The sequence below is a fragment of the Bifidobacterium asteroides genome (assembly GCF_003202695.1).
GTDB lineage: Bacteria > Actinomycetota > Actinomycetes > Actinomycetales > Bifidobacteriaceae > Bombiscardovia > Bombiscardovia asteroides_G.
In genome coordinates, this window is sequence record NZ_QGLL01000006.1 from 504,762 (window position 1) to 519,472 (window position 14,711).

13 protein-coding genes are annotated in these 14,711 nt (G+C 56.2%); 11 read left to right on the forward strand and 2 right to left on the reverse strand.

All coding sequences use genetic code 11. The features are described from left to right. Nucleotides 1–321 precede the first annotated feature (321 nt). The gene (locus tag DKK75_RS04145) at nucleotides 322–1,266 is read right to left on the reverse strand and encodes a sugar-binding transcriptional regulator (protein ID WP_110452176.1); all 945 of its coding nucleotides are present in this window, start codon (nucleotides 1,264–1,266) and stop codon (nucleotides 322–324) included. A 155-nt stretch (nucleotides 1,267–1,421) separates the two neighbouring features. Between DKK75_RS04145 and deoC the strand changes: the two genes are divergently transcribed. The 7 genes from deoC to DKK75_RS04180 all read left to right on the forward strand — a co-directional run bounded on the left by deoC (nucleotide 1,422) and on the right by DKK75_RS04180 (nucleotide 6,936). Continuing rightward, a complete protein-coding gene (deoC, locus tag DKK75_RS04150) occupies nucleotides 1,422–2,072 on the forward strand; it encodes a deoxyribose-phosphate aldolase (protein ID WP_110452177.1) in 651 nt (216 codons plus the stop codon). 92 nt (nucleotides 2,073–2,164) lie between these two features. Next, entirely contained in the window at nucleotides 2,165–3,535 is a 1,371-nt protein-coding gene (gene fucP / locus DKK75_RS04155; RefSeq protein ID WP_110452178.1) for an L-fucose:H+ symporter permease, read from the forward strand. A 14-nt stretch (nucleotides 3,536–3,549) separates the two neighbouring features. Then, nucleotides 3,550–4,566 carry an aldose 1-epimerase family protein gene (locus DKK75_RS04160; RefSeq protein WP_110452179.1) on the forward strand — a complete coding sequence of 339 codons (1,017 nt, stop codon included), beginning with the start codon at nucleotides 3,550–3,552 and terminating at the stop codon, nucleotides 4,564–4,566. A gap of 8 nt (nucleotides 4,567–4,574) precedes the next feature. Beyond that, nucleotides 4,575–5,501, forward strand: a complete 927-nt coding sequence (gene rbsK / locus DKK75_RS04165) for a ribokinase (RefSeq protein WP_110452180.1) — start codon at nucleotides 4,575–4,577, stop codon at nucleotides 5,499–5,501. Between the two features lie 154 nt (nucleotides 5,502–5,655). Continuing rightward, a complete protein-coding gene (locus DKK75_RS04170) occupies nucleotides 5,656–6,066 on the forward strand; it encodes an isoaspartyl peptidase/L-asparaginase (RefSeq protein WP_219997310.1) in 411 nt (136 codons plus the stop codon). Between the two features lie 91 nt (nucleotides 6,067–6,157). Continuing rightward, nucleotides 6,158–6,583, forward strand: coding sequence for a TetR/AcrR family transcriptional regulator (locus DKK75_RS04175; RefSeq protein WP_110452307.1), 426 nt, complete (start codon nucleotides 6,158–6,160; stop codon nucleotides 6,581–6,583). After that, nucleotides 6,580–6,936: a hypothetical protein gene (locus DKK75_RS04180; protein WP_110452181.1), complete on the forward strand. Its 357-nt coding sequence runs from the start codon at nucleotides 6,580–6,582 to the stop codon at nucleotides 6,934–6,936. Before DKK75_RS04175 ends, DKK75_RS04180 begins: the two co-directional genes overlap by 4 nt. Nucleotides 6,937–7,488: 552 nt before the next feature. Here DKK75_RS04180 and DKK75_RS04185 read toward each other — a convergent pair. Further along, nucleotides 7,489–7,734 (reverse strand): hypothetical protein, encoded by a 246-nt coding sequence (locus tag DKK75_RS04185; protein ID WP_110452182.1) that lies wholly within the window; start codon nucleotides 7,732–7,734, stop codon nucleotides 7,489–7,491. A gap of 606 nt (nucleotides 7,735–8,340) precedes the next feature. Between DKK75_RS04185 and DKK75_RS08135 the strand changes: the two genes are divergently transcribed. The 4 genes from DKK75_RS08135 to DKK75_RS04205 all read left to right on the forward strand — a co-directional run bounded on the left by DKK75_RS08135 (nucleotide 8,341) and on the right by DKK75_RS04205 (nucleotide 14,463). Next, nucleotides 8,341–8,478 (forward strand): hypothetical protein, encoded by a 138-nt coding sequence (locus DKK75_RS08135; RefSeq protein ID WP_181414443.1) that lies wholly within the window; start codon nucleotides 8,341–8,343, stop codon nucleotides 8,476–8,478. Nucleotides 8,479–8,779: 301 nt separating this feature from the next. Further along, nucleotides 8,780–8,992 carry a hypothetical protein gene (locus DKK75_RS04195; protein ID WP_110452183.1) on the forward strand — a complete coding sequence of 71 codons (213 nt, stop codon included), beginning with the start codon at nucleotides 8,780–8,782 and terminating at the stop codon, nucleotides 8,990–8,992. 3 nt (nucleotides 8,993–8,995) lie between these two features. Next, nucleotides 8,996–11,083 carry an Eco57I restriction-modification methylase domain-containing protein gene (locus tag DKK75_RS04200; protein WP_110452184.1) on the forward strand — a complete coding sequence of 696 codons (2,088 nt, stop codon included), beginning with the start codon at nucleotides 8,996–8,998 and terminating at the stop codon, nucleotides 11,081–11,083. A gap of 2 nt (nucleotides 11,084–11,085) precedes the next feature. Further along, entirely contained in the window at nucleotides 11,086–14,463 is a 3,378-nt protein-coding gene (locus DKK75_RS04205; RefSeq protein WP_110452185.1) for a DEAD/DEAH box helicase family protein, read from the forward strand. The last annotated feature ends 248 nt before the right edge of the window (nucleotides 14,464–14,711 follow it).

The following is a 14,711-nucleotide window of genomic DNA, read 5'->3' on the forward strand; positions in this document are numbered from 1 at the left end:
CTACCGACTATGCGGTGACGATGCACGGGAAATGCTGTCGACGACTGCAGGGCCGGTGGGTTCCGATCCATGCAACCGTTCCTACAAGGCACGCGGCGTCACAGATCGAATCCGTGCCACCAATAGGTAAATCGTGTGCCCTGCATGCTGAAACCTCCTGCGGAATCTACAATCAGCATTGTCACCAAGCGTACAGCGAAGTTTCGGCAATCCTATGAACGCGACCATTATTTGACCAATCGCTTCCATGCTCCTGACGCGACAGGCATCCAAAGAGCCTATGGCAGACGGCACAATTCAGTCGACTGCATATAGGGTCGCTCATCCTTCAAGCAGCCGCATGGCAGCCTGCGAATCCGTGATCAGCACATTGGCATAACCGCCTAGAAGCGCCGCCCGCATGGATGCTAGCTTGGAAGGCCCTCCCGCCACCAATATGGAGTAAGGCTTCTTGCGCAGCCGATAAAGCTGTATCCCCACCGTTCTCGCATCAATGCTGTCATCCGCAATGGAGCCGTCGGCAACTATAAATCGTGAAAGCACATCGCCGACAGCCTTATGCTGCAACATAGCGATCTCCCTGCGAGAAAGATATCCTAGCTTGAAGAGCATGGTATCGTCACGAACGGTTCCGCAGGTAAACACGGCGATATCGGTCCGGTCCCCCTGACGGACGATCTCGTCTATGAAACGGTCCTTGAGCACAATGTCCCGTGTCAACGCATTGTCGAAAATGACCGGCAATGGCAGCACTGTTGTGGTGGTGCCGAAGGCCATACCGAATTTCAGGGCGATATCCGCGGCATAGTTGTTGAAGTCGGATGCGGAGACGCTCCCCTTCAGCTGAACCACCGACACATCCTTGTGCTCATTGGGCCGCAGATGATCGGCTACGGCCTTGAGAGTCCTCCCCCAGCTGATGCCCAACCGGTCGTGGTCTCCGACAATCTCGGCGAGGTAATCTGCGGTGACCGCGCCCAGTTTGCCCCTTATAACGTCTTCATCACCGGTCGAGTCATAGGCAAGCCTGACGTCGCGCAGGCCGAATGCCACTTTGAGCCTTCTGGCAAGAGACTGCAGGTCAGTCTGCGGGTCCGCGATGAGCACGCGGACAAGCCCTTCCCGTCTGGCGAAGGCCAGGAGACGCGAAACCGTAGGACGGGAAACGTTCAGTCTGCGGGCGATTGCGCTTTGGCCCAAGCCCTCTTCGTAATACCAGTGACAGACTGTGACCGCTTGATTCCTATGCTGTTCATCGTTGATCATGAAACCTTCCCTTCTCATAGTCGCGCAAAACCAACATGCAAAAGAGCTTCACGGCTTGCCAGCGATTGAGCATTCATTTTTGAACATATGTTCATCTTAGTATTTTACTTTTGTGCATTCACTGTTAGTGTGAGGTCCACAAGGAGGTAACAACCATGCAGATCAATCGCCTCATCGATCACACACTGCTCAAACCAGACGCAACGCTTGCGCAGATTGACCAGGTCATCGACGAAGCCCTGAACAACCATTTCTATTCGGTCATGGTCAATCCCTACTGGGTTTCCCACGTCCATGAACGAGTCAAGGGGTCAGATGTCCTGACTGCCTGCGTCATCGGCTTCCCCCTGGGCGCCAACACCACGGCCAGCAAGGTAGCCGAAAGCCGGGAAGCCATCGCGAACGGAGCCGATGAGCTGGATATGGTGATTAACATCGGCGAAATGGCAGGTGGTCGGGAAGACCTGGTCGCCAAGGACGTTCGTGCGGTCGTCGAGGCCGTCCACCAGGCAGGAAAGGTCATCAAGGTCATCATCGAGACTGCTATGTTTGACGATAAGCAGATCGCGCGGGCCAGCACCCTGGTGGCTGACGCAGGCGCTGATTTCGTCAAAACATCCACCGGATTTGCCAGCCGCGGCGCCAGTGTGCACGACATCGAAGTCATCAAGCAAGCAGTCAACGGAAGAATTCACATCAAGGCCGCGGGCGGCATCCATACCCGGCAGGAGGCTGAGGCCCTAATCGACGCAGGCGCCGAACGGCTGGGCACCAGCTCCAGCATGGCCATCATCGGCAAGGCCTGACTTCGGCATCCGGGGGTCCGCCCCCGGACCGGCACTTAATACCCGGCGGACGCAGCGCGGCGGCCACCGAATGCAAACCCAAGGAGGGGTTCATGCAATCACCAACTTTACAGAAGCGTCCAACAGCTTCTTTCCATCTATTCAAGCTGCATGCTCAGGAATTGGATGATGGATACCTGGACAGGACGCCTATGCTCCAGTACATTCTGCTCTCCTGTCTATTCCCTCTTTGGGGAGCGGCTGCCAGTCTCAATGACATACTCATAACTCAGTTCAAAACCATTTTCACCCTTTCCAATGTCGCCAGCGCCTTTGTGCAGACGGCCTTCTATCTTGGCTACTTCCTGATTGCTATACCGGCTTCACTCATCATCAAGAAGACCTCATACAAGGTCGCTATCATGATCGGCCTTTCGCTGTATACCATTGGGTGCTCGATCTTTTTCCCAGCCTCGCGCATGGCCACCTACGGATTCTTCCTAATCGCCCTGTTCGCCTTGGCCTGCGGCTTGAGCTTCCTCGAGACCTCGGCCAACACCTTCAGTTCTCTCATGGGGCCGAAGAAGTACGCCACCCTGCGGCTTAACATCTCTGAGACCTTTTACCCGCTCGGAGCCATCGCCGGCATACTCCTGGGCAAATACCTGATCTTCGGTGCGGGCCAGAGCCTGGAAAAGCAGATGCAGGGGCTTCATGGACAGGCCCGCATCACCTTCGGCGAGCGTGCACTTCAACACACCCTGCTGCCTTACAAATACATCATCTTCGTTCTACTGGTCGCCCTAGTGCTTTTCGCACTGACACAGTTCCCCTCAGGCAAGCCCAAGGTGGATTCGACCAAACAGCAACCTCAGGCGCGCATAGGCGAAACTCTGGTCTATCTTGCGCATAATCGCCGCTTCCTTTGGGGCATTTTCACCGAGTTCATGTATGTAGGAATGCAGACGGCCGTCTGGTCCTTCACCATCAGATTGGCCATGGAGCTCAATTCCTCGATCAACGAACGCTCGGCATCGACTTTCATGGTCTACAGCTATGCGGCCTTCTTCGTAGGCAAGGTCATTGCCAACTTCATGATGAAATCCATGCAGCCCGCTCGTGTCCTGCAATGGTTCTCGGCGTTCGGACTGGCAGCCCTGGTCTACATCCTCCTGGTGCGCAACATGAGCGCCGTCTATGCGGCCATCATTGTCTCGGGACTGTTCGGACCCTGCTGGGCCACCATCTACTCCGAGACCTTGGATACGGTGACCGACAAACGCCACACGGAAACAGCGGGAGCCATCATCGTCATGTCCATTGTGGGCGGTGCCTTCATCCCTGTAGTGCAGGGATTCGTCGCGGACATCTCGAACATGTCCCTGTCCTTCCTTGTCGATGTGGTCTGCTTCGCGGTCGTCTGCGTCTACTCCACAGCAAAGATGCGCGCCTTCAAAGCTGAGGGCGCTCGGCAAAACCAATGAAAGGAAAACCAATCATGCAACAGCTTCACCTCAATCATGACATGTTCGGCCCAGCCGAATTCACCCTCTATCAGGACGATAATTTCAAAGCCGTCACTTTCGTCTACCCTTCAGGAGTTGAAGCGGTCCGTCTGGAGAATTCCTGCGGACAGCTCACCGTCCTGCCCTACATGGGCCTGATCATCTGGGATGCGGTCTTCGACTCCATCAGTCTGAAAATGAAAGACATGTTCTCTCAACCCCTGCCCGGCACTGGCATCGCTGATACATACGGCTGCTTCCAGTTCACATCAGGACTCCTTGGCGGCGGAACACCGGCACCGGAGGATGACTATCAGCTCCATGGCGAGGCTCCGACCAGCCGTATGGACAATGCCTGGCTGGAATTCGGAGATGGGACCATGTCAATACATGGGCAATTCGAATATGTCAAGGGGTTCGGCGACCACTACCTGAGTCGGCCATCCGTAACATTGCACACGGATTCCGGTCTCTTCGACATCGGCTTGGAGATCACCAACCTCTCCAACTGCCAAACCATGCCCCTGCAATACATGTGCCATATGAATTACGCCTACGTGCATGACGGACATATGGAGCAAAATGTGCCTGACGGTGCTTTCCGCCTGCGCCAGACCGTTCCCGCCCATGTTCATCCTACCCCGCAATGGCTGGCCTACAATGAAGACCTCAAGGTCAGCGGCGAGCTGATCAACGACCTGAACGACGAGAGCCACTACGATCCTGAAATTGTCTTCTTCTCCCAGAATCTGGCCAAGTTTACCGATGTCGCCGAGTTCCGACTCCACCTGGATGCCGAACACAACTTCCTGACAAGATTCAGCACTGAGCAATTCCCCATCGTCACCCGCTGGCTCCTTTATAACGCCGATCAGCAGGTAGCGGCCTTTGCTCTGCCCGGCACCAGCACGCCCGAGGGCCGCGCCGCCGCTGAGAAGGCAGGCACCCTGATCCATCTGAAGCCCCAGGAAAAGCGTTCATTCCTGGTAACCACCGGCTTGGAAAGGTAAAGAAGAATATGGCTGACATCACTGTCATCGGTTCCAATATGTATGAGCTGACCACCTTTGTCGATCGCATGCCGGTCGAGGGAGAGACTGTGGAAGCTCCTGAATTCGAGATGGGGTTCGGCGGCAAGGGGGCCAACCAGGCCATCGCTGCCGCCCGTCTGGGTTCAAATGTCAATTTCATCACCATGGTCGGCAAGGACGAATTCGGCAGACAGCAGCTGGAGAACTACCGCAGCAATGGCATCAGAGCCGAGGGAATCGGCATCGCCGATGGAAGCAGCGGCGTAGCGCCGATCTTTGTGGACACCAGCGGCGACAATCGTATTCTGATCGTCAAAGGCGCCAACAAGCAGCTAACGCCTGCCGCCTTAGACGGCAAAAAAGACCTGATTAAGGGATCGAAACTGGTCGTTCTCCAACAAGAGATCGCCCTGGAGACGAACTACCATGCAATCGAACTGGCAGAGAATTACGGCGTCCCGGTCCTGCTGAACCCTGCGCCAGCCAATGACGATCTGAACATCGACTATGTATCCAGAGTGGCCTTCTTTGCGCCGAATGAGACCGAGCTGGCAACGCTTACTGGAATGCCCACAGGGACATTGGACGAGATCAAGACCGCAGCACGGAACTTGATTAAGCGTGGGGTAGGCAACCTGATTATCACTATGGGCGGCAAGGGCGCCCTATGGGTCAGCGCCGACCAGGAGCTGCTGGTGCCTGCGGTCACGGTTGAAGCCGTGGATACCACTGGCGCCGGCGATGCCTTCATCGGCTCGTTCGCCCACTACTACACGCAGGGCGAGGATGTGCCAACCGCTCTGGGCCACGCCAACAGATATGCGGCAATCAGCGTCACGCATCGAGGCACCCAGAAAGCTTATCCAACGGCCGCCGAACTGAACAACCTCCTGCTGGAAATGGTGCAGGCATAAGGTCTTCGTTATAGTCGCATCGCCAGACGTGGACGGGCAGACCGCCCTCGTCTGGCTTTTTATGTCCTCACTGCGAAATGCTGTCATATACTGTGCCTCAAAGACAGGTAAGAGACAGAGTTCTTGGAAATGTCGGTCAAAAAGGGGCGAGGAAATGACCAATCGAGTGACGCTGGTCACTGGAGCCACCAGCGGCATAGGGTATGAAACCGCTCGAATGCTCGCCGATCATGGATACCGCGTATATGCGGCCGCCACCGGGCTGGGAGAAGACATCATGAAAGGGTGCCTCTCCTATCGGATCGTCGCCCTGATGGGAAGTGGATTGACCCCTCAGGAGGCCTGCGATACTGCAGTCTGCGGATTTGACGACCTCCTGAGGAACCGCTACGGCAAGGTCGGCGAGATCTCCATGATCGCTCTCAACGCAAGAGGGGAATGGGGAGTCGCCACCAACGTGGAATTCACCTTCTGCACAGTCAAGAAGGGCGAGCCGATACGCATACTCATGGCCAATCCGGATGGCAGGGGCGGAACACGAATCGAACCAGTGGCCAAGAAATAGTTGCAGGAATACGAACGCCCGCTGAAGGCGCCCATCAAATGACCGTTTATCATTCTTGACTGATTAGTCAACTAATGCTATCTTGATGGGCATGGGTCGCAAGAGAAGTTTCGATGATGATGAGGTACTTGCCCGTGCCCGCGGGGTTTTCCTGGAGCATGGCTATGAGGGAACGTCGATTGATGCTCTCGTCAAAGCCACGGGTCTGCTCCGGGGCAGTCTCTACAGTGCCTTCGGCAGCAAGCGTGGCATGTTCGTGGCTGCGCTACGCGATGCAACGGATTCAGAGTCGGGCGATTCGGGAGTGCTCAATCTGGTATTGGTGGCACTCATGGAGCTGTCAGATCATGATCTTGAAGTTCGTGGGCTGGTCTGGGATTACCTTGCGAAGCTGTCCAGCTCGGGATCTGACGATACTAATGCTGTGGCCCTTGATATCGCCACGCTCCTTGGCGAGACGCTGCTGCAGCGTGCACATATTCGGTTGCAGTCTGATGATGAAAGAAGCAAGTCATGAACAACAAGGTGGCAATTGTCGGGCGGACGCTGGAGATTGAACCGCAGGGCTTGGATAAGATGTGGTCGTTCAAGGGGAAACTGGCCGTGCCGCTTGAGCATGTTCTGGGTGCTAGCGAGGATCCGGGCATTCTTGATGATGCCAAAGGGCTGCGTTCACCCGGCCTTCATGTTCCCGGTAAATGGGCCGGCACATACATTGAGCACGGGGAAAAGACATTCTGGAATGTCACCAGACCGGAAAGTCCCATTGTCATCCAACTCAAGGATGAGCGCTATGACCGACTGGTGCTCGGAGTGGAACATCCCCGTGAGCTGGTTGACCGGATCAACGCAGCCATCATCGAAAAGTAAACGACGAGTTGCAGCTTCTGAGTTTTTCTATTAGCTATCGGCGTTCAAGTGGTTAGAAGGTTATCGAATGGGCCGACAAGTTATATGACGTATCGGTATATGACTTGTCGGCCCAGATGCTCACTCCCACTCGATAGCGGTGATTCTGCTGCTCCGCCATTCCAGCTACACCCAGTTTCCGCGCCATCTCGAAGCGCGTGCCGCCGAGTGACGCGACGACACGCTTCGTCGTCTTAGTGGACAAAAACTAGGACAGTTTCGAAACTCTTGTCAAGCGCAGGGCCTTAAGTTTTAGCTTTTGGACCAAAAAGTATAGAAGATGGTCTTTCATAGCTAGAAAACACTGAAAACGCCTGTTTCGAAACTCAAACGCCATTTTGCGCGCAAGCCGGCAGCTGCGCCTGCAAGTGAGTAAATGCGAGTGGCTTGTGAGCGATTCAAAAACCGTAGGTCACGGCTCTTCGTCATCGGTGTCCGAAGTGAGTAGTCTTGGTTGACTTGCCCATAAGTTGACGCTTTGGACAAAAGCCAGCCAACTCAACGACTCCCGTATCATAGAAACCACTTGGAACAGAGGCCGATCTGAAACACCGAATAGACGAGTATCAAGATTCCGAAGCAGACCATCATCACACAAAGCCCGATTCCGGCCCATTTTATAAAAGAGTCTTTTCTTTGCTTGTCGGAATTAAACTCCAGCCGGTCGGGAGAATATGTCTTGCCGTACTCATCGGCCCTTGAGGCCTCTTTCGAAAGCAGCTCGAAGGCTTCGTCGAGATCTTCGGCGAGCCTGTCCACATCGAACCTAACTTTGAAAAGATGCGTCTCGTCATGCTACTTGAGCGCCGATTTGTCCTGCAACAAATAGAACCTCTCGCCGTTCACTTCGTTTGCCAGAGCGGTCCTCTCGAGCAGCTGATGCCCACTCGTCCGCCCCACCTTGCGCAGACAGCCCTCCCGCAATGTCCATGTCTCAACGGATGGGTACTACTTGTCTGGATGCGCCTGGGGCAACATGCCAAAAGCACGCAAGGTCGCGCGCAGAACACGCAGCAGCAAATACTACAGAAAAGGCGCACGACAGATGCTGGACTTCGGACAACAGCACTGCGGAAGACGAGCATTCTGACCACGACCGAACAACTCTGGCTACTAGACAGGCGCCCATATGGGGCGCCTTTCACTTCTCAGAGACTTAGCTGCCAGCTAAGGTATGCAGCCCATGGCTGTTTCGCGAAGGCCCGACCAGCTCGTCTTACCGCGATCCTTCTCCGCTCACGCCCGGTGCGCCGTACGCATCAAGCGGTTCAATCGTCGCGCAGACGAAAAAGCACACGGTGCCGTGGGGTGTGCTCGCGCGGTGCTGCGCAACACGTGCATTGAAAGAAAGAAGGAGGCGAACCGATGTTGGACTATGAAGAGAAGATAAAGCGTCGTGAGCTGCCTGCCACGATGGCAGATGCTGAAAGGCTGGCGAGGGGCCTGGACCAGCTGCTCGAGTCCATGGCGCCGGCCGATCAGCCGGTCTCGCTCGACACCTAGGGGATACTAGCCCTGATGTCGATAAGCGAGAGGCGCATCGAGCGTATCTGGGCGCCACCCGCATCCTGGAGGCCCAGAACGAGTTTTACGCCGAGGAGCAGGCAACACCAAACCCCTCGAAAACCAGGAACACGGCTCAAGCGGAAACTGCTCTCCGAATCCAAATGGAAGTTTCCTACGTCTGGTACGTTAGCATGAGGCCTGGACATCGACTGTCCCTCTATTCCCAGTGCCACGCTGTACCGCTGCGTTATAATAATGAAAATGCATTTGTATTGCATTTCGAGCGACAGGGACACAAATGTCTGACGGTTACAAGGACCTCGTCAAACGTAACCCCGACGAGACTGAGATCAGAAGCTTCCTGGTTGACGGCGACCAGGTCTCCGTGCCCCTGCACATCCCCGACACCTTGCGTGACGCGGCCAAGCAGGAGGCGGCCCTCCGAGGTATGGGCTTCTCGGCATTCGTACGCACGTGCATGCTCGAAGAGCTCGCGAAGAAGGGACAGTAACCCGTGGCCGAGCCAATCTATGATATGTCGGTCAAAAGCTTCATAGAGTACTTCTACCGTCGATACCCAACCTTCATTCTTAAAACACTGCTGTGCGATCGCACGACGGGACGCAATATCATATGGGCCGACAACGAATACGAGACTTTGGGCGAAGGCTACATGGGCGACGACGAGATGACCGTCGAGAAGATCACGGGCATGAACTCCGGCATCATCAAGCCGCGCATCGCCAAGGAAGAAGAGAAACAGTCCCGGCGCACCAAGAGTCGCGCTGAAGTATTCACTCCATCGTGGTTGTGCAACGAGATGAACAACGACCTGGACGAGGCATGGTTCGGCCGACGCGACGTTTTCAACACTGAGATCATTGCAGACGATGGCGCCAATACATGGACGGCCGCTAATGAGCCAATTGAATTCCCCAAGTCGAAAGGGCACGGTTGGCATGCCTACGTGGAGGCACCGCGGCTCGAGATCACGTGCGGCGAAGCACCATTCGTGTGCTCACGTTACGACACCGTGACGGGCGACGAGCTGCCCGTGCACGAGCGCGTGGGCTTCCTAGATCGCAAACTGCGGGTCGTGACCGAGAAGACCAAAACTCGCGAGGAATGGGTGCGTCGAGCGCTCGACGCGCTGCGGGCGACTTACGGCTTCGAGTATCAGGGTGACAATCTGCTCATCGCACGCATCAACGTGCTCGAAACGTTTGCCGAGCATTTCCGCGACCGTTGGGGGTCGGACGCTGCGCAAGACGAACTTGAGCAAGCCGCGTGGATCGTTTCCTGGAACTTCTGGCAGATGAACGGCTTCACCGATGCCGTACCCACCAATAAGATGGGCGCTGTGACAAAGTCGACCCTGGGGACATTCGAAACGCCCAAGCCGGAACCAGTACAGTCTTCGCTGTTCGATGACGCGTTTTCCGACGCGGCAAACGAAAAGGCCAAGAAATATGAGCCAAAGGAGACGGTTCCTCTCTGTGTGATTTATGACTGGCAGAACGGTGAGCCCTTCGAGTTCGCCACATTGAAAGGCAAGGCAACGGCCATGAAGAAGAAATTCTATGCGGTGATCGGCAACCCTCCGTATCAGGAGACCGTAGAAGGAAGCACGCGAGCAAGACCTGTTTACAATTATTTTATGGATGCTTCTTATGGTGTAGCTGAGAAAACCGTACTTATTACCCCTGCGAGATTTCTGTTCGATTCTGGTTTGACGCCTAAAGCATTCAATCAACGAATGCTGGAAGACGAGCACCTTAAAATTGCTAAGTACTATCCCGACGGTGCGGAGGTATTCCCTAACACCGATATCAAGGGTGGAGTTGTTATCACCTATCACGACGAAAAGAAAACATTCAAGCCTATTCGAAGGATGTACAAAGACGAGCGTCACCGTTCCCTCGTCGAAAAGGCGCTCAAGGCTAGTGATTTTCAGCCTCTATCGACTATTGTTGGAAGCCAGGGCACTTTCAAATACACAGATGCTTTTTTTAAAGACAACCCTGCTGCGCGTAAGGTTCTGACCAAAGGTACTAAAGATAAAATTCTATCTGCACACTTTAGCGACAGCGATTTTGCTCGCTCGTTCATGGATGTTGAGACTGATGGTTACGTAAAAGTGCTCGCCCGTGTTGAAGGACGGCGTGTGTATCGCTGGATTCGAAGTGATTACATTGTTGAAAATGGCAACGATACACTTGCGTTTTACAAAGTTTTTGTTGCCGAGGCTCAGGGTTCTGGAGCATATGGTGAAGCTTTGAGTGATACCGTTATTGGAGAGCCCGGGACAGCGCAAACGGATACGTTTCTGGCCTTTGGCAAATTCGACAATGTTGATGAGGCACATAATCTTTCGAAATACCTTAAAACCAAGTATGCGCGTGCACTGCTAGGGGCGCTTAAGGTTACTCAGCACGCTGCCTCTGCGGTTTGGGCCTACGTCCCTCTCCAGAACTTCACTTCCGCTTCCGACATCGATTGGTCGAAGCCCGTAGCCGACATCGATCACCAGCTCTATAAAAAGTATGGCCTTAATAATGACGAAATCGAGTTCATCGAATCCAACGTGAAGGAGATGAATTAATCATGACGGTCATCGACATCTCCCAGATAATTGCGACCACCGCGCCTGCGGTGCCGCAGATTTACGCTTATACCACGCCCGAGATCGCCCGCCATAACGGCTGGACAAAGATCGGCTACACCGAGCAGGACGTGCGCGAACGCATCAAGCAGCAGACGCACACCGCCGACGTGCGGTGGCACCTGGAGTGGAGCGGCAACGCCACGTGGGAGCACCGCGCAGGCACGTTCCACGACACCGACTTCCATGCGTATTTGGAGAAGCAGGGCGTCGAGCGCGAACAAAAAACGGAATGGTTCAAGATCAGCGGTGAGGAGTCCCACCAGCAGTTCTATCAATTTCGCGACACCGACGGCGTGCTGGACACACCCGGCTCCGCCTCCTACACCCTGCGCGCCGAGCAGCAGCATGCCGTTGAGCAGACGGGCGCATTCGCCCGCGCCCATTGGGACAAGGACGGCGCTCACGGTGGAGAGTTCTTGTGGAACGCCAAGCCGCGCTTCGGCAAGACCCTCACTGCCTACGACCTGTGCCTACGCATCCACGCGCAAAAGGTGCTCATCGTCACCAACCGTCCCGCCATCGCAAACTCCTGGTACGACGACTACGTGAAGTTCGTGGGCCTGGAGCACGGCTACCGCTTCATTAGCAGCGTGGACGCCTTGGCAGGCAAGCCCTACTGCCTCAGCCGCGAGGAATACCTGCGCGCTATTCGCAACAACCCGGAGGGCCCCAAGGGGTTCATCGAGTTCGTGAGCCTTCAGGACCTCAAAGGCTCCATCCGCTTCGGCGGCGTGTATAAAAAACTCAACGAGGTGGCCGATCTCACTTGGGACGTGCTCATCATCGACGAGGCTCACGAGGGCGTGGACACCTTCAAAACCGACGTGGCGTTCGACCACATCAAGCGCCACTTCACGCTGCACCTCTCCGGTACACCCTTCAAGGCCATCGCCAACGAAAAGTTCGCCGATGATGCCATCTATAACTGGACCTATGCCGATGAACAGCAGGCCAAGGGCGACTGGCCCGCCGACTCCGAGCAGCCGAACCCCTACGCCGACCTCCCCAAGCTCAACCTGCTCACCTACCAGATGAGCGACATCGTTGAGCAGGAGGTCCGCGGCGGCATGAAGATCGATGGCGAGCAGACCGAGTTCGCCTTCGATCTCAACGAGTTCTTTTCGACCAAGCAGAACGGTGACTTTGTACACGAAGATGACGTGGACAAGTTCCTCAACGCGCTCACCACGCAGGAAAAGTTCCCGTTCTCGACGCCCGAGCTGCGCGACGAGCTGCGCCACACGTTCTGGATACTCAACCGCGTCGACTCCGCCCGCGCCCTCGCAAAGAAACTGCAGGAGCACCCCATCTTCGGGGACTACGAGGTGGTGCTCGCAGCCGGTGACGGCAAGATCGACGCCGACGACGAAAACGAGAAGTCGCTCGACAAGGTGCGCCGCGCGATCAAGGACCACGACAAAACCATCACGCTGTCGGTGGGCCAGCTCACCACCGGCGTCACCGTGCCCGAGTGGACCGCCGTGCTCATGCTCTCGAACATGACGAGCCCCTCGTTGTACATGCAGGCGGCCTTCCGCTGCCAGAACCCGTGCCTGTTCGACCTAGGCGGAGGCAACTACGCACGCAAGGAGAACTCCTACGTCTTCGACTTCGACCCCGCACGCACGCTCACCATCTTCGAGCAGTTCGCCAACGACCTGTACGGAGAAACCGCGCAAGGTGGCGGCGACGCGAAGACGCGCGAGCGCCACATCCGCCAGCTGCTGAACTTCTTCCCCGTCTACGGCGAGGACGACGATGGGCAGATGGTCGAGCTCGACGCCGAGCAGGTGCTCAGTGTGCCGAGGCGCATCCACGCCCGCGAGGTAGTCAAGCGCGGCTTCATGAGCAACTTTCTGTTCCAGAACATCGCGAGCGTCTTCCATGCGCCAGCAGAGGTCGTGGAGATCATCCAGCGCTTCGATCCCTACGAGCAGGGCAAGGCGCAGAACGCCGAGAAGGCCAAAGTCAAGATCGACGAGGGTACAGCCGACGAGCTCTCGATCAACGACGAGGGCGAGGTGGAGATTCCCGACGAGCAGGTCGTTGGCAAGGCGGCGGACATCTTCGGGCCGAAGGTCTATGGCGACATCACCGTCGAATTCTCCAGCCACGTGGACGGCATCGCGAAGGCTCACGAGGCCGATGACGATGACAGGGCGATGCTCGACAACCTCAAGAAAGCCTTCAAGAAGAGCGTAACCGAGCCCTTGGTGCAGGCCGGCAAGGAGAGCTACGGCAGCGAACTCAAGCCTCGCCAGCAGCAGCAGATCGAGCGAAAGGTTCAGGCAGATGCCGACATCCAGCTCAACCGCCAAGTAGGCGATTATCAGATCCAGGCGCGCCGCATCAAGCAGTTGCGCAAAGACGAGCTCAAGGCGGCAACCAACGCAGCCGAGCGCGCTGAGGTGAACCAACGGTACGACGAGCAGAAGGCCGAGACGTTCCAAGCGCTCGCCCAGAAGCTCGAGGACACCCGTAAAGAGCTCGTGCAGAGCGCCGGCGAGACCGTGGTGCGCGAGATAGAGACAGCCAAGAAGGAGGACGAGAAGCAGGGCATCGAGGACAAGGTGCGCGCCCATCTGCGCGGCTTCTCGCGTACTATCCCGTCGTTCCTCATGGCGTACGGCGAAGAGGGCACGACGCTCGCGAACTTCGACACCGTGATCCCCGCCGACATTTTCCGCGACGTAACGAGCATCACTGTGGACGAGTTCCGCTTCCTGCGCGACGGCGGCGACTACACCGACGCCGAGACCGGCGAGACGAAACATTTCGTCGGGCACATCTTCAACGAGGTAGTGTTCAACGACTCCGTGTGCGAGTTCATCAAGCTACGCGAGTGCCTGGCCAACTACTTCGACGAGTCCCAGACAGAGGACATCTTCGACTACGTGCCGCCCCAGAAGACCAACCAGATCTTCACGCCGCGCAACGTCGTAGTTGAGATGGTGGACCTTTTCGAGAAGGAGAACCCGGGCTGCTTCGACGATCCGAACCACACCTTCGCCGACCTGTACATGAAGTCTGGCCTGTACATCACTGAGATCATCAAGCGGCTGTATCGAAGCGACGGCATGAAGGCCGCCTTCCCAGATGACCGCGAGCGACTGGACCATATCCTGGAGCGCCAGGTGTTCGGTATCGCGCCCACCAAGATCATATACGAGATCGCCACGCACTTCATCCTGGGCTTCCACGACGAAGTCGGCCATGGATGCGACTCGAACTTCGAACTCGCGGACTCCGCGGAGCTTGCCAAGGAGGGCACGCTGGATGCTTACGTTGAACGCGTTTTCGGGCCCAAGCTAAGTTAGGCGTAAAACGCCATGGCACATGCACTCGACAGCCTGCAGGACGGGCGTGCGGAGGCAGCGTACAGCGGCGATTTATACGGCGTCACTCCACGGCATTCTCCCCTGGATACTCCCGCTTTTCCTGAGTGAGGAGATTCTTTACTCCCCACTAGCCACTTGGAAAAGCACCGAATAGACACTGCTGAGAAGTCTACTGAGTTTGTTTTGGGTTTCACAGGTCCCGATACAGCGCCGTTCCGCCCTCGTGA